Origin of the sequence: Streptomyces sp. AN091965 (genome assembly GCF_022698285.1) — a bacterium.
In the GTDB taxonomy this organism is placed as follows: Bacteria; Actinomycetota; Actinomycetes; order Streptomycetales; family Streptomycetaceae; genus Streptomyces.
Genome location: NZ_JALDMY010000001.1, coordinates 6028767 through 6048319, shown reverse-complemented (window position 1 = coordinate 6048319; position 19553 = coordinate 6028767). Strand labels below are relative to the sequence as shown.

19 protein-coding genes are annotated in these 19553 nt (G+C 71.8%); 8 read left to right on the top strand and 11 right to left on the bottom strand.

What is annotated here, in order from left to right:
• Positions 1-156: 156 nt before the first annotated feature.
• Positions 157-927, bottom strand: coding sequence for a SigE family RNA polymerase sigma factor (locus tag MQV74_RS25830; RefSeq protein WP_242721728.1), 771 nt, complete (start codon positions 925-927; stop codon positions 157-159).
• Between the two features lie 212 nt (positions 928-1139).
• On the opposite strand from MQV74_RS25830, the gene afsQ1 reads away from it, so the two are divergent.
• The 5 genes from afsQ1 to MQV74_RS25805 all read left to right on the top strand — a co-directional run bounded on the left by afsQ1 (position 1140) and on the right by MQV74_RS25805 (position 4957).
• Positions 1140-1817, top strand: coding sequence for a two-component system response regulator AfsQ1 (afsQ1, locus tag MQV74_RS25825; protein ID WP_030562528.1), 678 nt, complete (start codon positions 1140-1142; stop codon positions 1815-1817).
• The gene (locus MQV74_RS25820; RefSeq protein WP_242721724.1) at positions 1814-3412 is read left to right on the top strand and encodes a sensor histidine kinase; all 1599 of its coding nucleotides are present in this window, start codon (positions 1814-1816) and stop codon (positions 3410-3412) included. The genes afsQ1 and MQV74_RS25820 overlap by 4 nt, the downstream gene beginning before the upstream one ends.
• On the top strand, positions 3409-4014 hold the full coding sequence (locus tag MQV74_RS25815; RefSeq protein WP_242721721.1) for a hypothetical protein: 606 nt from the start codon (positions 3409-3411) through the stop codon (positions 4012-4014). Before MQV74_RS25820 ends, MQV74_RS25815 begins: the two co-directional genes overlap by 4 nt.
• 130 nt (positions 4015-4144) lie before the next feature.
• Positions 4145-4651, top strand: a complete 507-nt coding sequence (locus tag MQV74_RS25810; RefSeq protein WP_374120686.1) for a VanZ family protein — start codon at positions 4145-4147, stop codon at positions 4649-4651.
• A 102-nt stretch (positions 4652-4753) separates the two neighbouring features.
• Positions 4754-4957 (top strand): PspC domain-containing protein, encoded by a 204-nt coding sequence (locus tag MQV74_RS25805; RefSeq protein WP_242721715.1) that lies wholly within the window; start codon positions 4754-4756, stop codon positions 4955-4957.
• 67 nt (positions 4958-5024) lie between these two features.
• Here MQV74_RS25805 and MQV74_RS25800 read toward each other — a convergent pair whose 3' ends face one another.
• Positions 5025-5477, bottom strand: coding sequence for an ATP-binding protein (locus MQV74_RS25800; protein WP_242721712.1), 453 nt, complete (start codon positions 5475-5477; stop codon positions 5025-5027).
• 131 nt (positions 5478-5608) lie between these two features.
• Positions 5609-6802, bottom strand: coding sequence for an adenosine deaminase (locus MQV74_RS25795; RefSeq protein ID WP_242721695.1), 1194 nt, complete (start codon positions 6800-6802; stop codon positions 5609-5611).
• A gap of 102 nt (positions 6803-6904) precedes the next feature.
• Here MQV74_RS25795 and MQV74_RS25790 point away from each other — a divergent pair, with 102 nt between their 5' ends.
• On the top strand, positions 6905-7669 hold the full coding sequence (locus tag MQV74_RS25790) for an alpha/beta hydrolase (protein WP_242721692.1): 765 nt from the start codon (positions 6905-6907) through the stop codon (positions 7667-7669).
• Positions 7670-7769: 100 nt separating this feature from the next.
• Here MQV74_RS25790 and MQV74_RS25785 read toward each other — a convergent pair whose 3' ends face one another.
• Positions 7770-9464 (bottom strand): FAD-binding oxidoreductase, encoded by a 1695-nt coding sequence (locus tag MQV74_RS25785; protein WP_242721689.1) that lies wholly within the window; start codon positions 9462-9464, stop codon positions 7770-7772.
• A 258-nt stretch (positions 9465-9722) separates the two neighbouring features.
• On the bottom strand, positions 9723-10685 hold the full coding sequence (locus tag MQV74_RS25780; RefSeq protein WP_242721686.1) for a LysR family transcriptional regulator: 963 nt from the start codon (positions 10683-10685) through the stop codon (positions 9723-9725).
• A gap of 62 nt (positions 10686-10747) precedes the next feature.
• Between MQV74_RS25780 and MQV74_RS25775 the strand changes: the two genes are divergently transcribed.
• Together MQV74_RS25775 and MQV74_RS25770 are read left to right on the top strand one after the other, a co-directional pair.
• Complete coding sequence (locus tag MQV74_RS25775) at positions 10748-12043, top strand: MFS transporter (RefSeq protein WP_242721683.1); 1296 nt, start codon at positions 10748-10750, stop codon at positions 12041-12043.
• Between the two features lie 238 nt (positions 12044-12281).
• Positions 12282-13265 carry a sigma-70 family RNA polymerase sigma factor gene (locus MQV74_RS25770; RefSeq protein WP_242721680.1) on the top strand — a complete coding sequence of 328 codons (984 nt, stop codon included), beginning with the start codon at positions 12282-12284 and terminating at the stop codon, positions 13263-13265.
• Here the strand turns inward: MQV74_RS25770 and MQV74_RS25765 are convergent.
• From MQV74_RS25765 to MQV74_RS25740, 6 genes are all read right to left on the bottom strand, one after another.
• On the bottom strand, positions 13176-13532 hold the full coding sequence (locus tag MQV74_RS25765; protein WP_242721677.1) for an STAS domain-containing protein: 357 nt from the start codon (positions 13530-13532) through the stop codon (positions 13176-13178). The two genes, MQV74_RS25770 and MQV74_RS25765, sit on opposite strands and share 90 nt — an antisense overlap.
• A gap of 121 nt (positions 13533-13653) precedes the next feature.
• Positions 13654-14931 carry a thymidine phosphorylase gene (locus MQV74_RS25760; protein ID WP_242721674.1) on the bottom strand — a complete coding sequence of 426 codons (1278 nt, stop codon included), beginning with the start codon at positions 14929-14931 and terminating at the stop codon, positions 13654-13656.
• Between the two features lie 98 nt (positions 14932-15029).
• A complete protein-coding gene (locus MQV74_RS25755) occupies positions 15030-15422 on the bottom strand; it encodes a cytidine deaminase (protein WP_308402317.1) in 393 nt (130 codons plus the stop codon).
• Complete coding sequence (locus MQV74_RS25750) at positions 15419-16681, bottom strand: ABC transporter permease (RefSeq protein WP_242721671.1); 1263 nt, start codon at positions 16679-16681, stop codon at positions 15419-15421. The genes MQV74_RS25755 and MQV74_RS25750 overlap by 4 nt, the downstream gene beginning before the upstream one ends.
• Positions 16678-17802 carry an ABC transporter permease gene (locus tag MQV74_RS25745; RefSeq protein WP_242721668.1) on the bottom strand — a complete coding sequence of 375 codons (1125 nt, stop codon included), beginning with the start codon at positions 17800-17802 and terminating at the stop codon, positions 16678-16680. Before MQV74_RS25745 ends, MQV74_RS25750 begins: the two co-directional genes overlap by 4 nt.
• Positions 17799-19439, bottom strand: a complete 1641-nt coding sequence (locus MQV74_RS25740) for an ABC transporter ATP-binding protein (RefSeq protein WP_242729138.1) — start codon at positions 19437-19439, stop codon at positions 17799-17801. Before MQV74_RS25740 ends, MQV74_RS25745 begins: the two co-directional genes overlap by 4 nt.
• Positions 19440-19553 lie beyond the last annotated feature (114 nt).

Here is a 19553-nt window from a genome sequence, read left to right as displayed (position 1 = left end):
AAGCGGGACCGGAAAGACCCCCCGGCCTTCCGGTCCCGCAGTGTTTCCCCCGGAGATCCCCCGATCCCCGTGGCCCCCGTGGTTCCCCTCCCTTTCCGCCGCTTCCCCCCTAGGAGCGACGGCCCCCGTGCTTTCCCCCGTGTTCCCCCCTCATCCTCAGGCGACCAACTCGCCGAAGGACTCCTCCTGGTCACGGCCGAAGCTGAGGACCTCGTCCTCGCGCATGCGGCGCAGGGAGCGCCAGATGCTGGACTTCACCGTGCCGACGCTGATGTCGAGGATGTCCGCGATCTCCGGGTCCGTACGGCCCTCGTAGTAACGCAGGACCAGCATGGTGCGCTGGAGCTCGGGCAGCCGGGCGAGCGCCTGCCACAGGACGGCGCGCAGCTCGGTGCCGCGCATCGCGTCCGTGTCGCCGACGGTCTCGGGCAGTTCCTCGGTCGGGTACTCGTTGAGCTTGCGGCGGCGCCAGGCGCTGATGTGCAGGTTCGTCATGGTGCGCCGCAGATAGCCGCCGACGGCGGCCTTGTCGCTGATCCTGTCCCAGGCGCGGTACGTCGAGAACAAGGCGCTCTGCAGCAGGTCCTCGGCCTCGAAGCGGTCGCCGGTCAGGTGGTAGGCGGTGGCGTACAGGGAGGCGCGGCGCTCCTGGACGTAAGCGGTGAACTCCGCTTCCGAGCGGGACGCCTGCTCCCCCGATGCCTCCCTGTACGCGGCTCCCCCGTCGCCGCCGCCCTTGAGCGCGTCAACCACCGTCATATAGGCCTGGCGGCCCTGCTTCGCAGCCGCGGTGTGCTGACGCCCGGTGCCGCGAGCGCACCCCCGCCCGCTCACGGCACCGGACTTCTCGTGCTTCTCAGAACTCCGCCCCAGGTCGTGCAGACGCGTGACAACTGCGCTCGAGCTGGTGCTGTGCAGCGTGTTCATCTCGCGCCCCCCGTCGTGGAGTCTGGGATTTCCGTGTGCCCAAAACTCTGCACGAGCGACTTCATGGCGGTGTCCGCCGACTGTCACAGGCCTGTCACAGGGGCCCACCGGGCACTGTTCAAGATCAGCATCGGCGTTCGCTCGTGTGGGTGCGGTGTGAGACGCCCGCCAACAGTCGAACTGCGCCCGCGCCATGGGACAGAATGACGTTCGTGCCTTCCCTGTTGCTGATCGAGGACGACGACGCCATCCGGACGGCCCTGGAGCTCTCACTGACGCGCCAGGGCCACCGGGTGGCCACTGCTGCCACCGGCGAGGACGGCCTGAAGCTCCTGAGCGAGCAGCGGCCGGACCTGATCGTGCTGGACGTGATGCTGCCCGGCATCGACGGATTCGAGGTGTGCCGCCGCATCCGGCGCACCGACCAGTTGCCGATCATCCTGCTGACCGCGCGCAGCGACGACATCGACGTGGTCGTGGGGCTCGAGTCGGGCGCCGACGACTACGTGGTCAAGCCCGTGCAGGGGCGCGTGCTCGACGCCCGGATCCGGGCGGTGCTCCGCCGCGGCGAGCGCGAGGCGAACGACGCGGCGACCTTCGGCTCCCTCGTGATCGACCGTGCGGCGATGACGGTGACCAAGAACGGCGAGGACCTGCAGCTCACGCCGACCGAGCTGCGCCTGCTCCTGGAGCTGAGCCGCCGCCCCGGCCAGGCCCTGTCCCGCCAGCAGCTCCTGCGCCTGGTGTGGGAGCACGACTACCTGGGCGACTCGCGGCTCGTGGACGCGTGTGTGCAGCGGCTGCGCGCCAAGGTCGAGGACGTGCCGTCCTCGCCGACGCTGATCCGTACGGTGCGTGGCGTGGGCTACCGGCTGGACACGCCTCAGTGACCCCACCGCACGACAAGCTCCGCGGGCTGCCCGCGGCCCGCAAGGCGATCTGGTCCGGTCTGCGCTTCACGAGTCTGCGCCTGCGGCTCGTCGTCGTCTTCGCCCTGGTGGCGCTGACGGCGGCGGTGTCCGCGTCCGGCATCGCGTACTGGCTGAACCGCGAGGCCGTCCTGACGCGGGCGCAGGACGCCGCGCTGAAGGACTTCCGGCAGCAGATGCAGACCCGCGCGGGCGCGCTGCCGCCGAACCCGACGCAGGACGCGCTGCAGGCCGCCGCCGGGCAGATGGCCAAGAGCAGCCAGCGCTACAGCGTGCTCCTGGTCGGCAAGAACGCGCAGGGCGAGATGGTCTACGGCTACTCCGACCTGGACGCGTTCACGCTCGCCAAGGTGCCGAAGGCGCTGCGTGACGCCGTCAAGAAGCAGCAGCTCGGCGACGGCGACAAGAGCCCGTACCACCTGTACTGGCAGCGCACCGTCGAGCACGGCACTCCGTACCTCGTCGGCGGCACGAAGATCGTCGGCGGCGGGCCGACGGGCTACATGCTCAAGTCGCTCGAACCGGAGGCCAAGGACCTCAGCTCGCTCGGCTGGTCCCTCGCGATCGCCACGGCGCTCGCGCTCGTCGGCTCCGCGCTGCTCGCGCAGGCGGCCGCGACGACCGTCCTGAAGCCGGTGCACCGCCTCGGCGTGGCCGCGCGCCGCCTCGGCGAGGGCAAGCTGGACACGCGGCTCAGGGTCTCGGGCACGGACGAACTCGCGGATCTGTCGCGTACGTTCAACCGGACGGCCGAGAACCTGGAGAAGAAGGTCGCGGACATGAGCGCCCGCGACGAGGCGAGCCGGCGCTTCGTGGCCGACATGTCGCACGAGCTGCGCACCCCGCTGACCGCGATCACGGCGGTGACGGAGGTCCTGGAGGAGGAGCTGGACGCCGAGACCGGCAGCGTCGATCCGATGATCGAGCCCGCGGTCCGGCTGGTGGTCAGCGAGACCCGGCGGCTGAACGACCTGGTGGAGAATCTGATGGAGGTGACCCGCTTCGACGCGGGCACCGCCCGTCTCGTCCTCGACAACGTCGACATCGCCGACCAGATCACGGCGTGCATCGACGCCCGCGCCTGGCTGGACGCCGTCGACCTGGACGCCGAGCGCGGCATCATGGCCCTCCTCGACCCGCGCCGCCTGGACGTGATCCTCGCGAACCTCATCGGCAACGCGCTCAAGCACGGCGGCTCCCCGGTGAAGGTGTCGGTGCGCCTGGACGGCGACAGCCTGGTCATCTCCGTGAAGGACGGCGGCCCGGGCATCCCCGAGGACGTCCTGCCGCACGTCTTCGACCGCTTCTACAAGGCCAGCGCGTCCCGGCCGCGCTCGGAGGGCAGCGGCCTCGGCCTGTCCATCGCCCTGGAGAACGCGCACATCCACGGGGGCGAGATCACGGCCGCGAACGCGCCCGCCGGGGGCGCCGTGTTCACGCTGCGGCTGCCCCGCGACGCCTCGCCGCTGACGGCGGAGCCGGAGCCGGAGCGGGCGGCGCGCGGCGGGGCCGGGCAGGTCCCGGACCGCTCCGAGGAAGACGAGGAAGAGACATGACCAGGCGACGGCTGCGCGCCGCGCTCGCCACCGCCGCGCTCGCCACCGTGCTCACCGGCTGCGGCATCCGCTCCACCGAGGTGCCCACCGACTTCGGCGCCGCGCCCTCGCGGGTGCCGTGCGGAGCGGCGGCCTCCGGCATCTCCTCGCGCGACGAGGCGACCGGCGTGCCCGTGCAGATCTTCCTGCTGTGCACGGGCCGTCTCGTCGCCGTCGACCGTACGGTGCGCATCCCCACGGACCGGACGGGCACGGACCGCGCGCGCATCGCGCAGGCCCTCCTGAACGAGCTGTCCACACCGCCGTCGGAGGACGAGCGGCAGGCCGGGTACGCGACGGAGCTGCGCCGTGGCATCACGGTCGCGGGACCGCGCCCCGCCGACCCGAACGAGGCCCTGCGGCTCAGCAGGCAGCCCCAGGAACTGCCGACGGCCGCGCTCGCGCAGCTGGTGTGCACCTACGCGGACAGTGCCGCCTCCGACGGCGGCTCGGTCATCCTGGGCGGCCCGGCGGGCACCCAGCTGCGGCGCTACGAATGCACCCCGGAGTCCCGGGACCGGCCCGGCACGGTGCCGCCGCCGTCGCGGCCCCTGGAGTCCTGAGGGGCCGGGCCGCAGCGGCCCGATGTCCCGTTCGCCCGGCCTTTATTACTCGCGCGGAACCGATCCCGCCGCCCGGCGCGTCTTGGGGAGCGTGCGTCAAGGCTCGGGCGGGCGCGGTGCCGCCATTCGCTTGCGCGCGGCGGGAGGGGTCCTCCTCGTCGCGCACCTCCTGGTCGTCGCGTGGATCACGCTGCGGCCGCTGGACGTGCCCTGGGTGAGCGCGGCGAACCTGGAGCCGCTGGCCGGCATCAAGGCGGACCTGGAGCGCGGCCCCGAGCAGGCCGTCCGGCAGATCGGCGGCGCGCTGCTGCTGCTCGCCCCGCTGGGGGTGCTGCTGCCGCTGGCGGGCGGCCGCCTGGACGTGTCGCCGCTGGCCTCCCTCGCCCGGACGGTCGCGGCGGGCGCCCTGCTCTCCCTCGGCATCGAACTGCTGCAGACCGGGGTGCCGGGGCAGGTCGTGGACGTGGACTCGCTGCTTCTGAACACCGTGGGCGTGGCGCTCGCCCATCTCGCCGTGGTGCCCGCGGCCCGGGCCCGGCTGCGCCGCCGCGGCGCACGCCCCCGGGCGCGCCGGGCGCGGGAGGAGGCCCCTCAGGGGGCGACCCCGAAGATTCCCAGGGTCGGAATCGCTCCGTAGCCCGACGCCGCGTCCCCCGGGCGCTCCTACCGTGGAGTCATCGGGGCCTCCGGAGAGCGGGGCCCGACCGACGACCCGGCCACGGTCCATGAAGGAGCCACCATGACCGCCCTTGCCCGCCCCTCCGACGGCCGCATGATCGGCGGAGTGTGCGCTGCCCTCGCCCGCCGCTTCGGCACGTCGGCGACCACGATGCGCGTGATCTTCGTGCTGTCCTGTCTGCTGCCCGGCCCCCAGTTCCTGCTCTACATCGCGCTGTGGATCCTCCTGCCGAAGGAGGGCGGCAAGCCCAAGACCGCCTGGTGATCCCCGTAGGCGTACGACGACGGGGCGCACCCCGAGGGTGCGCCCCGTCAGTCGTGTGCGGCGGCCGTCAGAGCGGCAGGCCCAGGCCCTGCGTCGGCAGCCCCTGGGTCTGCATCTCGCCGGTGGGCAGCCCGCCGAGGAGCTGGCCCACGGGGTCGCCGGGCTTCGGCGCGGCGGCCCGGCTGCCGTCCTCGCCCTGGTCGTCGGCCGGCTCGGTGGCGGCGCTCGCGGCGCTCTCCAGGGTCTGCGTGGACAGGGCGGGGAGGAAGTGCTCGACGGCGGGCTTGGTGGCGTCGAGGCCGCTCGCGAGAGCGCTCTGCCCGGCGGCGAGGGACTCGGGCGCACCGGCGGGCAGCGTGCTCGCGGCCTGGTCGAGCGGCAGCGTCGAGGTGACGGTCTCCAGGGCGGTGGAGGGGTCGGGGACGGTGGCCGGGGCCGCGTTCGCGGCGCCCGCGCCGACGGCGGCGAAGGCGGCACCGAGCGCGGCGACACCGAGGGTCTTGACGGCAGACTGCTTCATCGTGAATGCGTCCTTGCTACGGGGGCGTTGAGCGGTGCCCGACGTTAAACACCCTCAAGCTGGGGCCGCAAACAGCCGAAAGCGGCCGGGAGTGGGTACTCCCGGCCGCTTCATTGACGTACAAAATCCGCTTAGTTGTCGACGGATCCGCTGGTGGAGGCGGTCTGGCGGAACAGCCATTCGGACTTGAGCTCGGCATAGCCGGGCTTGATGACGTCATTGATCATCGCGAGGCGTTCATCGAAAGGAATGAACGCCGACTTCATGGCATTGACGGTGAACCACTGCATGTCGTCGAGCGTGTAGCCGAAGGTGCCGACCAGGTGCTCGAACTCGCGGCTCATGCTGGTGCCGGACATCAGGCGGTTGTCGGTGTTGACGGTCGCCCGGAAGTGCAGCCGGCGCAGCAGGCCGATCGGGTGCTCGGCGTACGAACTGGCGGCGCCGGTCTGGAGGTTGGAGCTCGGGCACAGCTCCAGCGGGATGCGCTTGTCGCGCACGTAGGAGGCGAGGCGGCCGAGTTGCACGGTGCCGTCGTCGGCGACCTTGATGTCGTCGATGATGCGCACGCCGTGGCCGAGGCGGTCGGCGCCGCACCACTGGAGGGCCTGCCAGATGGAAGGCAGGCCGAAGGCCTCACCCGCGTGGATGGTGAAGTGGTTGTTCTCGCGCTTGAGGTACTCGAAGGCGTCGAGGTGGCGGGTGGGAGGGAAGCCCGCCTCCGCGCCCGCGATGTCGAAGCCGACGACGCCCGAGTCGCGGTAGCGGTTGGCGAGCTCGGCGATCTCCAGGGCGCGGGCGGCGTGCCGCATCGCGGTGAGCAGGGCGCCCACCCGGATGCGGTGGCCATGGGCCCTGGCGCGGCGCTCGCCCTCGCGGAAGCCCTCGTTGACGGCCTCGACGACCTCTTCGAGGGTGAGTCCGGCCTCCAGGTGCTGCTCGGGGGCGTAGCGGATCTCGGCGTAGACGACGCCGTCCTCGGCGAGGTCCTCGGCGCACTCGGCGGCGACGCGCTTGAGGGCGTCCTTGGTCTGCATCACGGCGCAGGTGTGCGCGAACGTCTCCAGGTACCGCTCCAGGGAGCCGGAGTCGGCGGCCTCGCGGAACCAGACGCCGAGCTTGTCGGGGTCGGTCTCGGGGAGGCCTTCGTAGCCGCAGTCGCGGGCGAGGTCGACGATGGTGCCGGGGCGCAGTCCGCCGTCGAGGTGGTCGTGGAGCAGGACCTTGGGCGCGCGGCGGATCTGTTCGGAGCCCGGGACTCCCGGGGCGGTGCCACGGCCCGTGTGACCGCTTCCTTCAGTGATCTTCCTGATCTGGCTCGTCATTTCCGCACTCTAACTCCTACGCGCGTAGAACTCACTGGTCGATACGTAACAGTGACCAGGCGGACGGGTGGCATCCACACGGACTTCTGACACTGTTCTGGCATGGCTCAGCAAGCGACATCGCGACCGGCGCGTACGGCCGGGCTCGGGCGGGTGATCGCCGCGCGGCCCTCGACGGTGAGCGCGGTGGTGCTGCTCCTGCCGGGCGGCCACGCGACGTCGGCCCGCAAGCCGTCGTTCCTCGCCGCGTCGGCGGTGCGGTCCCTCGGGCGGCGGCTCGCCCGCGCCGGGCGCGCCGACGGGCTCGCGGCCCACGTCGTGCACTACCGCGTGGGCGGCTGGAACGGCGCGGAGGCGCAGCTCGCCCGGGACGCCGAGTGGGCGGCCGACGAGGTGGTGCGCCGCTACGGGGACGTGCCGGTGTGTCTCGCCGGGGTCGACATGGGCGGCCGTGCGGCGCTGCGCGCGGCCGGTCACAGCGCCGTGCAGTCGGTGCTCGCGCTCGCCCCGTGGCTGCCCGAGGACGACGTGGCCGCGCCGCCCGAACCGGTGAAGCAGCTGGCGGAGCGGCAGGTGCTCATCGTGCACGGGACGAACGACGAGCGGACCGATCCGGAGCTGTCGTTCCGGCTCGCGGAGCGGGCGAAGAAGGCGAACCGGGACGTGTGCCGGTTCGAGGTCCACTCGGACGGGCACCGGCTCAGGCAGCACCGTGACGAGGTGGCGGCCCTCGCGGTGAACTTCGTCCAGGGGTCGCTGTACGGGGCCGCCTTCGCTCGGCCCTTGGAGGACGCGTTCGCGGCTCCGCCGCCCATCGGGTTACGGATGCCGCTCGCCTCCGGCTTCGGGAGGGCGATGCGGGGCTGAGCGCCCTGTCGCTGCCTGCGGGTGCGTCGTGGCTTGTCGCGCAGTTCCCCGCGCCCCTATCGGGGCGCGGGGACGGCCTGTGGCCTAGTGCGTCACTGCCTTACGGCAGGCGGATCGACTGGGCGTGGCGGAAGATGTCCTTCGGGTCCCAGGCGGCCTTCGCCTTCTGCAGGCGGGCGTAGTTGTCCTTGTAGTACAGGCTGTTCCACGCGGTCGACGAGGTGTTCCAGGCGGCGTCGCCGAGGTCCTTGTCGGGGTAGTTGACGTAGCAGCCGTCGTTGATGTCGCCGGGCACCGGGACGCCGCCGGTCTCGGCGTACACGTCCTTGTAGAACTCGCGGATCCAGGCGACGTGCTTGGCCTCGTCGGCCGGGTTCGTCCAGTACGTCTGGTACTGGAGCTTGAGCACCGAGTCGCGCTGCGGCACGGCGGTGTCACCGGCCTTGACGGCGTTGATGCGGCCGCCGTACGAGTCGATCTGGACCAGCGCGTCACCGTTGCTGTAGTCGGTGCGCGTCAGGTGCTTGTACATCGCCTTGATCTGGGTGGTGGAGAAGCCCTTGCGGGCGTACGCCGACTTGTACTTGCCGTACAGCGTCGGGTTGCCGCCGCTGAGGTAGTCGGTCGCGATGTACCAGGGCAGCGTGCGCGGCTTGGCGAACTGCGGCATGGCCGCGTGCTCGCCCGCCCGCTGGGTCATGGCCCTGCGGGTCGCGCCCACACCGGCGAAGACCGCGGTCAGGTAGTCGTCCAGGAGGGCCTGGGCGTCGGGGACCGTGGCGTCCATCTGCGTGAGCAGGGCGATCTCGGAGTTGGCGCCGGCCTTCTGGTTCAGCTTCAGGAGGCCGAACAGCGAGTTGTACTTGGAGTCCGGCGCGGAGTTCTGCTCGTGCCAGGCGCCCCAGTTCTGGATCAGCCGGGTGAAGGACGCCTCGGTCAGGTCCGCCCACTTGACGGCCGTGGCGTGCACGAAGACCTCGGACGGGGGCTTCGGCAGGAGCTTGGTCGGGTCGGTGCCGGTGGCGCCGGGCGAGCGCAGCCAGTAGCGGGTGATCAGGCCGAAGTTGCCGCCGCCACCGCCGGTGTGGGCCCACCAGAGGTCCTTGAGGTTGGCGTCGGTGGAGTCGCGGGTCGCGACGACGGCCTTGGCGGTGCCGTTCTTGTCCACCGTGACGACCTCGACGCCGTAGAGGTGGTCGACGGTCAGGCCGTGCAGCCGGGAGAGCAGGCCGTAGCCGCCGCCGGATATGTGGCCGCCCGCGCCGACGGAGGCACAGGAGCCGGCCGGGAGCGTGACGCCGTACAGCTTGTAGAGCGTCTCGTAGATCTGGAGGTTGGAGGCACCGCCCTCGACGGCGAAGGCGTTCTTGGCGCTGTCGTAGTAGACCTGGGTCATCCCCGACATGTCGATGACGACCTGGACGTCCTTGTTGAAGACGAAGTCCTCGTAGCAGTGACCGCCGCTGCGGACGGTCAGCCGCTTGCCGGCGGTGACGGCGTCCTGCACGGCCCGCACCGCCTGGGCGGTGGTGGTGACGAGGCGGACGTAGTCGGGCTTGGCGACCCAGCGCTGGTTGGTTCCGCGCACCAGGTCGGGGAAGCGCGGGTCGCTGGGGCTGACGGTGATGTAGTCGGACGTCGCGGAGGTGGCGTCGGCGGCCGCGGCGGCCGCGGCCGTGCGCGGGGCCGCCTGGGCGGTCGCGGGCAGGGCCGAGCTGACGGCTGCTCCACCGGCGACGGCGGCGGCACCGGTCAGGAGGGATCTACGACCCAGGGATCTGTCGTTCTTTGCCATGTATGCCTCACTTGTCTCGCACCTGGCCACACTCCCCCAACGGGCATGGCCACACAGGAAGTTGAAGACCCATCGAACGATGATCGATCAGAGCCTAGACCAGCGTTACTGGTGTGACGCAACACCTCGATCGATAAAACTGTCCGAACTGCCAGTGAAACCATATTTGGTTGCAGCATGTGCAACTCGTCCTACTGGCAAGTCCTGTTCATATCCGGGCGATCGGGGAATTCCGCCGGAAGGTCGTGCGCGGCCGTGTCAGCGGGGCAGCAACTGACCCCGCCTGCTGAGCAGGAACCGCTTGAACGCCGCCACCGGCGCGGTGTCCGGGTGCCCGTCCAGCCACGCCACGCCGACCTCGCGGACCGCACGCTGCCCGGTGACGGTCAGCTCCACCACGCCGGGCCGGGCCACGGCGGGCGGCGGGAGCAGCGCCACGCCGAGCCCGGCGGCCACCAGGCCGCGCAGGGTCTCGGCCTCCTCCCCCTCGAAGGCGATCCGGGGCCTGAACCCGGCCTCGGCACAGAGCGCGTCGGTGATCCGCCGCAGGCCGTACCCCGGCTCCAGGGTCACGAAGGCCTCGTCGGCGGCCTCCGCGAGGCGCACCCGCTTGCGCCCGGCGAGCCGGTGGTCGTCCGGCACGACGAGCCGCAGGCGCTGCTCGTCCAGGCGGCGGGCCACCAGGTCGGGCGCGTCGGGCACCGGCGAGGTCAGACAGAGGTCGAGCTCCCCGGCGCGCAGCCGCTCCAGCATGGCCTCGCCGTAGTTCTGCACGAGGCTGAACCGCACGCGCGGGTGGTCGGCCCGGAAGGCCCGGATGAGTCCGGGCACCGTCTCGGAGCCCATCGTGTGCAGAAAGCCGAAGGCGACCTTGCCCGAGGCCGGGTCCGCGTCGGCGCGCACGGACTCGGCGGCCCGGCCGACCTCGGCGAGCGCGCGCTCGACCGAGCCGAGGAAGGTGCGGCCCGCGGGGGTCAGCGACACCGTGCGCCCGTGCCGTGCGAACAGGTCGACGCCCAGGTCCCGTTCGAGCCGGACGAGCGCGCGCGACAGGGTGGACTGCGGCACCTGGAGCTCCTGGGCCGCGCGCGTGACGTGCTCGGTGCGCGCGACCCCGGCGAAGTACGCCAGGCGCGGGGCGAGCAGCCGCACGATGTGATCCGTGTCCTGTGTGTCACTGTTCTGCGACAGCCGCGCCTGTGACCTGTGCTGATGCTGCATGGGATGGATTATGGCCGTTCCATGCATTGGACGCATGAAGCGGCGCGTCCTACGTTCGTGACATGCCTCCTGCCAGTAGCGGGGCGTCCGCCACCCACGCGGTCGCCCTTCCCCCGTCGTCCCCCGCTCCCGAACCCACCCCCGCGCGCGACTCCCGCATGGCACCCGGAGGCCCCGGCTACCGCCGCATGAGCTTCGCGCTCTTCCTCGCGGGCGTCGCCACCTTCGCCCTGCTGTACTCCACGCAGGCGCTGCTCCCCCTGATCTCCGCCGACCTGGGCGTGAGCGCGTCCACCGCGAGCTGGACGGTGTCCGCCGCGACCGGCGCGCTCGCCCTGTTCGTCCTGCCGCTGAGCGCCCTGTCGGAGCGGTACGGCCGCCGCACCCTGATGACGGCGTCGCTCGCCGTCGCCGTCGTGGTCGGTCTGCTGGTGCCGCTCGCCCCCTCGGTGGGCGCGCTGATCGCGCTGCGCGCGGTGCAGGGCGCGGCGCTCGCCGGACTGCCCGCCTCCGCGATGGCCTACCTCGCCGAGGAGGTGCGGCCCAAGGCCCTGGTCGCCGCGATCGGCATGTTCGTGGCGGGCAACTCCATCGGCGGCATGAGCGGCCGCATCGTCACCGGCTGGGTCGCGCAGGCCTGGGGCTGGCGCTGGGCGCTTGCCGTGGTCGGTGCCGTCGCCGTCCTGTGCGCGCTCGCCTTCCGCGCGCTGCTGCCCGCGCCGCGCCACTTCACGCCGGGCACGCTCAGCCCGAAGTCCCTGGGCCGCACGGTGCGTTCGCATCTGTCGAACCCGCTGCTGCGCCGCCTGTACGCGATCGGCGCGCTGTTCATGACGGTGTTCGGCGCGGTCTACACGGTGATCGGCTACCGCCTCACCGAGGCCCCGTTCTCGCTGCCGCAGGGCGTCATCGGCTCGATCTTCCTCGTCTATCTGGTGGGTACGGCCTCCTCGGCCGCGGCCGGGAAGCTGGTGATGCGGCTCGGGCGGCGCGGCGCGCTGTACCTGGCCGCGAGCACGACGGCCGCGGGCCTGCTGCTCTCCCTGTCCTCCGACGTCCTCGTCGTGCTGCTCGGCCTGGTCCTGATCACGGCGGGCTTCTTCGCGGGCCACGCCGTGGCGTCCTCGTCGGTGAGCCACACGGCCACGCGGGGCCGCGCGCAGGCCTCCGCGCTCTACCAGTCCGCGTACTACGTGGGCAGCAGCGCGGGCGGCACGCTCGGCGCGGTCGCCTTCCACTCCGGCGGCTGGGGCGGGACCGTGGCGCTCGGCGTGCTCGCGGTGGTCGGCGTCGTGGGGATCACGCTGTTCGGGACGCGGGCGGCCCGGCGTGTGACCCCGGTGGCGCGCGCCTGCTGACGGCGCCTTGGGGGCCCGTTCGCCGAGGGAGCCCGGGGAGCCCGGGGAGGTCGCGCGGGGGCCCGGGGAGGTCGGGGAGGTCGCGCGGGATGGTCGCGCGGGCGCGCGCCCATAGCGCAAACAACCCCCGTGAGCTGCCGTTTCCGCCGCTCCGGAGGCCGTTGTCAGTGGGCTGCGGTAGCTTCCGGTGTGCTGGGGCGTCCGCGTCGGCGAGGCAGAGGCACAGGGGTGGGTTGGGATGAGCCGGACCGTTGGAGCGACCACCGAGCTGGACGCGAGCCTGGAGAAGCACCGCGTCGAGCTCACGGGGTACTGCTACCGCATGCTGGGCTCGGCCTTCGAGGCCGAGGACGCCGTGCAGGACACGATGGTCCGCGCCTGGCGCAGCTATGAGAAGTTCGAGGGCCGCTCCAGCCTCCGCTCCTGGCTGTACCGCATCGCGACGAACGTCTGCCTGGACATGCTGAACGCGGGCAACCGCCGCGCCCGCCCCATGGACCTGACCGCCTCCACACCCCTGGCCCAGGCCGCCCTCAACCCCCGCGCGGACAACGTCTGGCTGGAGCCGATACCGGACGCGCGCGTCCTGCCCGCCGTCAGCGGCCCCGAGGAAGCGGCCGTCGCCAAGGAGTCCGTGCGGCTCGCCTTCGTCGCGGCGCTCCAGCAACTGCCCGCCAAGCAGCGGGCGGTGCTCATCCTGCGCGAGGTCCTCGCCTGGAAGGCCAGCGAGGTCGCCGAGCTGCTCGGCACGACGGTCGCCTCCGTGAACAGCGCGTTGCAGCGGGCCCGCGCGACCCTCGCCGAGCGCCCCGCCGACGACACCGCGACGTCCGACCCGCTGGACGACGAGCAGCGCAAGCTCCTCGACCGCTACGTGAAGGCCTTCGAGGGGTACGACATGGCGGCGCTCACCGCCCTGCTCCACGAGGACGCCGTCATGACGATGCCGCCGTTCGACCTGTGGCTGCGCGGGCCGCAGGACATCACCGGCTTCATGTCGACGATGGGCGCGGCGTGCGCGGGCTCCCGGCTCGTCCCGGTGGAGGCGAACGGCACGCCCGCGTTCGCGCAGTACAAGCCCGACCCGGACAACGGCGGGTTCATGCCCTGGGCGATCCAGGTCATCGAGCTCTCAGCGGGCCGGGTCGCCGGATTCCACTGCTTCCTCGACACCGAGCGGTGGTTCCCGCTGTTCGGGGTCCCGCTCCACCTCGACGCATAGCTCCGCGAGGCCGACGAGGCGCAGCAGCGCCCACAGGGCCGGGGTGGGGCCGCGCAGACGCAGCCCCACGCCCGCCCTGCGGGCGGCCAGGCGCAGCCGGGCCACGGCGTCGACGGTTGCCAGGTCGGCGGTGGTGACGCCGCGCAGGTCACAGACCACTTCGGTGTGCCCGTTCCCCGCGCGGTGGTGCAACTCGGCGCACAGGGCCGGTACGTCGCCCTGGCGGACGGGGCCGGTGATGACGATGAGGTTCGCAGAGGTTGCCACGTAGGAGGGACCGGCGGGGTGGGGTGAACTCATCGGTGCGCCGTTCTCCCCCACCCCGCCCCTTCCCGAAACCGGGGCTCCGCCCCGGACCCTCCGTACGGATGGGGCTCCCCGCGTGGGGTCAGCCCACGCGTTCCAGGACGATCGGCTTCGCCGAGAACGTCGTGCCCTCGGGGGCGATGTCGTACGCGCCCTCCAGGGATTCGAGGGCGTAGGCGAAGCGCTCGGGGGTGTCCGTGTGGAGGGTGAGGAGGGGCTGGCCCGCGGTGACCGTGGTGCCCGGCTTGGCGTGGAGTTCGACGCCGGCCCCGGCCTGCACCGGGTCCTCCTTGCGGGCCCGGCCCGCGCCGAGACGCCAGGCCGCGACGCCGACGTCGTACGCGTCGAGGCGGGTGAGCACACCGGAGGACGGCGCGGTCACGACGTGGGTCTCGCGCGCCACCGGCAGCTGCGCGTCGGGGTCGCCGCCCTGCGCGGCGATCATGCGGCGCCAGACGTCCATCGCGGAGCCGTCGGCGAGGGCCTTCGCCGGGTCGGCGTCCGGCAGGCCCGCCGCGTCGAGCATCTCGCGGGCGAGCGCGAGGGTCAGCTCCACCACGTCGGCCGGGCCGCCGCCCGCGAGGACCTCGACGGACTCGCGGACTTCGAGCGCGTTGCCCGCCGTGAGGCCGAGCGGCGTGGACATGTCCGTGAGGAGGGCCACCGTGCGGACGCCGTGGTCGGTGCCCAGGCCGACCATCGTGGAGGCCAGTTCCCGGGCGTCCTCGATCGTCTTCATGAACGCGCCGGTGCCGACCTTCACGTCCAGGACGAGCGAGCCCGTCCCCTCCGCGATCTTCTTCGACATGATGGAGGAGGCGATCAGCGGGATCGCCTCGACCGTGCCCGTCACGTCGCGGAGCGCGTACAGCTTCTTGTCGGCGGGGGCCAGGCCGTCGCCCGCCGCACAGATCACCGAGCCCACGCCGTCGAGGACGTTCAGCATCTCCTCGTTGGAGAGCAGGGCGCGCCAGCCGGGGATCGCCTCCAGCTTGTCCAGGGTGCCGCCGGTGTGGCCGAGGCCGCGCCCGGACAGCTGCGGCACGGCCGCGCCGCACGCGGCGACCAGCGGGGCGAGCGGCAGCGTGATCTTGTCGCCGACGCCGCCGGTGGAGTGCTTGTCGGCGGTGGGGCGGGACAGCGAGGAGAAGTCCATGCGCTCGCCGGACGCGATCATCGCGGCCGTCCAGCGGGCGATCTCGGCGCGGTTCATGCCGTTGAGCAGGATGGCCATGGCCAGGGCCGACATCTGCTCGTCGGCGACGGCACCGCGCGTGTACGCGTCGATGACCCAGTCGATCTGCTCGTCGCTCAGCTCGCCCCGGTCCCGCTTCGTACGGATGACGGAGATGACGTCCATGGCATTCCTTCCGGCAGTGACAGTCGTGCGTAGACGGGACTCTACGCGCATAGAGAAGGGGTGTTGAAGAAGGCCCCCGCCGTCGGCGGGGGCCTTGCTCAGTCGAGGTTCTCGGGGCCGAACGCGTCCGGCAGCATCTCGGCGAGGCTGCGGACGCCCGAGGCCGTCTCGATCAGCAGCCCGGGACCGCCGAACTCGTACAGGAGCTGGCGGCAGCGGCCGCAGGGCATGAGGATGTCGCCCTTGCCGTCCACGCAGGTGAAGTGGGTGAGGCGGCCGCCGCCCGTGAGCTGGAGCTGGGAGATCAGGCCGCACTCGGCGCACAGGCCGAGTCCGTACGAGGCGTTCTCCACGTTGCAGCCGGTGACCGTGCGGCCGTCGTCGGCCAGGGCCGCCGCGCCGACGGGGAAGCCCGAGTAGGGCGCGTAGGCGCGGGACATGGCCGCGCGCGCGGCGTCCCGCAGGGCCTCCCAGTCGGCAGCGGTGGTCACTTCCCTTGTCCCTTCCGGTACGGCAGGCCGTTCGCCTTCGGCATCCGCAGGCGTTGGGCCGACAGCGACAGGACCAGCAGCGTCACGACGTACGGCGTGGCCGTCACGACCTGGTTCGGCACCTCGTCGGTGAGGCCGTACCAGGCGAACATCAGCGCCGAGATCACCGCGGTGATCGCCGCGGGGACGTAGCGCTTGCGCCACACCAGGTAGATCGCACCGATGACCAGAAGGATGGCGATCAGGAGCAGCAGGGCGTGGACATTCGTGCCGCCGCCCCGCAGCTTCAGGCTGTCGGTGTAACCGAACAGGCCCGCGCCGATGGCGAGTCCGCCCGGCATCCAGTTGCCGAAGATCATCGCGGCGAGGCCGATGTAGCCGCGGCCGCCGGTCTGGCCCTCCAGGTAGATGTTCGAGGCCACCAGGGACAGGAAGGCGCCGCCGAGCCCGGCGAGGCCGCCGGAGATCACGACCGCCAGGTACTTGTACTTGTAGACGTTGACGCCGAGGGACTCCGCGGCGACCGGGTTCTCACCGCAGGAGCGCAGGCGCAGGCCGAAGGACGTGCGCCACAGGACGAACCAGCTCAGCGGCACCATCGCGACGGCGATGAGCGTCAGCGGCGAGACGTCGGTGAGCAGCCCGCCGAGCAGGCCCGCGAGGTCGGAGACCAGGAACCAGTGCTTCTGGTTGAGGTCCACCAGCCAGTCCGAGAGGCCCGGCACGGAGAACTTGCCGAGCGAGTCCACACCCGGCGACTGCTTGGACGTGCCGCCGTCCGTGCCCTCGAAGGCGTACGTCGACAGATAGCGGGTGGTGCCGAGGGCGAGGATGTTGATCGCCACGCCGGACACGATGTGGTTGACGTTGAACGTGACCGTGACGATCGCGTGCAGCAGACCGCCGATCGCCCCGCCGAGGATGCCGAAGACGATGCCGACCCACGGGCCCCACTGGTAGCCCGCCCAGGCGCCGAACCAGGTGCCGAGGATCAGCATGCCTTCGAGGCCGATGTTGACCACGCCCGCGCGCTCGGCCCACAGGCCGCCGAGGCCCGCGAGTCCGATCGGCACCGCCAGGCGCAGGGCGCCGGACATCTGCCCGGTGGAGGTGATGCCGTGGGCGTCCGTGACCAGCCGCACGACCGAGGTCAGGACGAGCACGCCCGCGATGATCAGGAGCAGGACGGGGAGCGAGATCCGGCGGCGGCCCGGCGCGGTCTTCGCGGGCGCGGCCTTGGTGACGGTGGCGGTGCTCATCGCGCGGCCACCTCCTTCACGGAGTCGTTGGTGCTTGCTGCGCGAGCGGCCGCGGCGAGTTCCTCACCGACGCGCTGCTGCTGGCGGCGCAGCCCCCAGCGGCGCACGGCCTCGTACGAGACCACGACGGCGATCACGATCAGGCCCTGCATGATGACCGCGATCTCCTTGTCGTACCCCTTGTAGTCAAGGGCCGGGGACGCCTTGTCGAGGAACGAGATGAGCAGCGCGGCGAAGGCGATGCCGACCGGGTTGTTGCGGCCGAGCAGCGCGATGGTGATGCCGGTGAAGCCGAGTCCGGTGGGGAAGCTCAGGCTGTAGGTGTGCACGTCGCCGAGGAGGATCGGCATGCCCGCGAGACCCGCGACCGCGCCGGAGATCAGCATGGCGGTGAGCACCATGCGCTTGGCGTTGACGCCGGAGGCGGCGGCGGCCGACTCGGAGGCGCCGGTGGCGCGCAGGTCGAAGCCGAAGCGGGTGCGGTTGAGGACGAGCCAGTACAGGACGCCCGCGAGCACGGCGACGACCACGAAGCCGTAGATCTCGCCGGAGGAGCCCATGTCGATGCCGGGGAACCAGCCGGAGGAGTGCATGACGCCGGTGGTCTGGTTGTTGCCGACCGGGACGCCGAAGTTCTCCTCAAGGGTGAGGTAGCCGATGACGCTCGTCGCGATCGCGTTGAGCATGATCGTCGCGACGACCTCGCTGACGCCCCGGGTGGTCTTGAGGATGCCCGCGATGCCCGCCCAGAAGGCGCCGGTGAGCATCGCCACCAGGATCAGGAGCGGGATCTGGAGGCCGGACGGCAGCGAGACGTGCGCGCCGACGACCGCGGTGACCATCGCGGCGAGGCGGTACTGGCCGTCCACGCCGATGTTGAACAGGTTCATGCGGAAGCCGACGGCCACCGCGAGCGCGGCCAGGTAGTACATCCCGGCCTGGTTGACGATCAGGACCTGGATGTCCGAGTAGGTCGCCTGCTCGAACATCAGGCTGTACGGCTCGATCGGGCTCTTGCCCGAGGCGACCAGGACGACCGAGGTCAGCACCATGGCCGCGACGAGCGCGATGACCGGCCCGGCGAGGGCGAGGAGCAGGCGCTCCTTGTCGAACTTCTTCATCGGGCCTCGTCCTCCGGACCGGCGTCTTCCGTGACGTCCTCCGCTGCCGCGGCGGACGTGGTGTTCTCGGGTTCCTCCACGTGCTCCAGGTGACCGGAGGCCGCGCCCGTCATGGCCGAACCCAGCTCCTCCGGGGTGACCGTGGCCGGGTCGGCGTCCGCGACGAGCCGACCGCGGTAGATCACCCGCAGCGTGTCGGACAGGCCGATCAGCTCGTCCAGGTCGGCGGAGATGAGCAGCACGGCGAGGCCCTCGCGGCGGGCCTCGCGGATCTGGTCCCAGATCTGCGCCTGCGCGCCGACGTCCACGCCGCGGGTGGGGTGCGCGGCGATGAGGAAGCGCGGCTTGTGGCTCATCTCGCGGCCGACGATCAGCTTCTGCTGGTTGCCGCCGGACAGCGAGGCCGCGGTCACGTCGATGCCGGGCGTACGGACGTCGTACTCCTCGACGATGCGACGGGTGTCGGCCTGGGCGCCCTTGATGTCCAGCAGGAAGCCGCCCTTGCCGCGGGTGTTGGGCTTCTCCGTCACATGGCCGAGGATGCGGTTCTCCCACAGCGGGGACTCCAGGAGGAGCCCGTGGCGGTGGCGGTCCTCGGGGATGTAGCCGACGCCCTCCTCGCGGCGCTTGCGCGTCGCCCAGGCGGTGATGTCCTCACCGGCGAGCCGGACGGACCCGGAGTCGGCGTGCTTGAGGCCGATGAGGGCGTCGATCAGCTCGGTCTGGCCGTTGCCCTCGACACCGGCGATGCCGAGGACCTCGCCCTCGTGGATGGTGAAGGAGATGTCGTCGAGGAGCGCCCGGTCCGAGTCGGCCGCGAGCAGCTTGAGCTGGTCGACCTCCAGCATCGGCCGGTCGGTGACCGTCGACTCGGCGGTCTCCGGCGTCGGCAGCTCGCTGCCCACCATCAGCTCGGCGAGCTGGCGCGGGGTGGTCTTCGACGGCACGGCCGTGCCCACGGTCGTGCCGCGCCGGATGACGGTGATGTCGTCCGCCACGGAGAGCACCTCGCCCAGCTTGTGCGAGATGAAGATGACGGACAGGCCCTCGGACTTGAGCTCGCGCAGGTTGTCGAAGAGCGCGTCGACCTCCTGCGGCACGAGCACGGCGGTCGGCTCGTCGAGGATGAGCGTGGTGGCGCCCCGGTACAGGACCTTGAGGATCTCCACCCGCTGCCGGTCGGCGACGCCGAGGTCCTCGACGTGGGCGTCCGGGCGCACGCCGAGGCCGTAGCGCTCGGATATCTCCAGGACCTTGCGGCGGGCCCCGGCGCCGATGCCGTACAGCTTCTCGCTGCCGAGGACGATGTTCTCCAGGACGGTGAGCTGGTCGGCGAGCATGAAGTGCTGGTGCACCATGCCGATGCCGCGCGCGATGGCGTCGGCCGGGCTGGCGAAGGCGACCTGCTCGCCGTCGACGGCGATGGTGCCCTCGTCCGGCTTCTGCATGCCGTAGAGGATCTTCATCAGGGTCGACTTGCCGGCGCCGTTCTCGCCGACGAGGGCGTGGACGGTGCCCTTGCGGACGCTCAGATGGATGTCGTGGTTGGCCACGACACCGGGGAACCGCTTGGTGATGCCGGTGAGTTCCACCGCGCACGTGGTGGCGGTGGACGGAGGGGTGGTGGACGCGTCGATGGCGCACTCTCCTCGGGGACTTAAAGGAAAGGGGCCTGCGCCGCGCACGCGGTGTGCCCCTGCTTCACGCCTCAGACGTCACCGCGTCCCGCCAACTGCGGCGCGCTGTGCGGT

What these genes read in the sequence shown, in the direction of transcription:
- MQV74_RS25775 (WP_242721683.1), top strand. Translation starts at nt 10,748, where the DNA reads ATGCCTCCTGCCAGTAGCGGGGCGTCCGCCACCCACGCGGTCGCCCTT.
- MQV74_RS25760 (WP_242721674.1), bottom strand. Translation starts at nt 14,931, where the DNA reads ATGGACGTCATCTCCGTCATCCGTACGAAGCGGGACCGGGGCGAGCTG.
- MQV74_RS25770 (WP_242721680.1), top strand. Translation starts at nt 12,282, where the DNA reads ATGAGCCGGACCGTTGGAGCGACCACCGAGCTGGACGCGAGCCTGGAG.
- MQV74_RS25805 (WP_242721715.1), top strand. Translation starts at nt 4,754, where the DNA reads ATGACCGCCCTTGCCCGCCCCTCCGACGGCCGCATGATCGGCGGAGTG.
- MQV74_RS25745 (WP_242721668.1), bottom strand. Translation starts at nt 17,802, where the DNA reads ATGAAGAAGTTCGACAAGGAGCGCCTGCTCCTCGCCCTCGCCGGGCCG.
- MQV74_RS25795 (WP_242721695.1), bottom strand. Translation starts at nt 6,802, where the DNA reads ATGACGAGCCAGATCAGGAAGATCACTGAAGGAAGCGGTCACACGGGC.
- MQV74_RS25750 (WP_242721671.1), bottom strand. Translation starts at nt 16,681, where the DNA reads ATGAGCACCGCCACCGTCACCAAGGCCGCGCCCGCGAAGACCGCGCCG.
- MQV74_RS25815 (WP_242721721.1), top strand. Translation starts at nt 3,409, where the DNA reads ATGACCAGGCGACGGCTGCGCGCCGCGCTCGCCACCGCCGCGCTCGCC.
- MQV74_RS25830 (WP_242721728.1), bottom strand. Translation starts at nt 927, where the DNA reads ATGAACACGCTGCACAGCACCAGCTCGAGCGCAGTTGTCACGCGTCTG.
- MQV74_RS25800 (WP_242721712.1), bottom strand. Translation starts at nt 5,477, where the DNA reads ATGAAGCAGTCTGCCGTCAAGACCCTCGGTGTCGCCGCGCTCGGTGCC.
- MQV74_RS25785 (WP_242721689.1), bottom strand. Translation starts at nt 9,464, where the DNA reads ATGGCAAAGAACGACAGATCCCTGGGTCGTAGATCCCTCCTGACCGGT.
- MQV74_RS25790 (WP_242721692.1), top strand. Translation starts at nt 6,905, where the DNA reads ATGGCTCAGCAAGCGACATCGCGACCGGCGCGTACGGCCGGGCTCGGG.
- MQV74_RS25780 (WP_242721686.1), bottom strand. Translation starts at nt 10,685, where the DNA reads ATGCAGCATCAGCACAGGTCACAGGCGCGGCTGTCGCAGAACAGTGAC.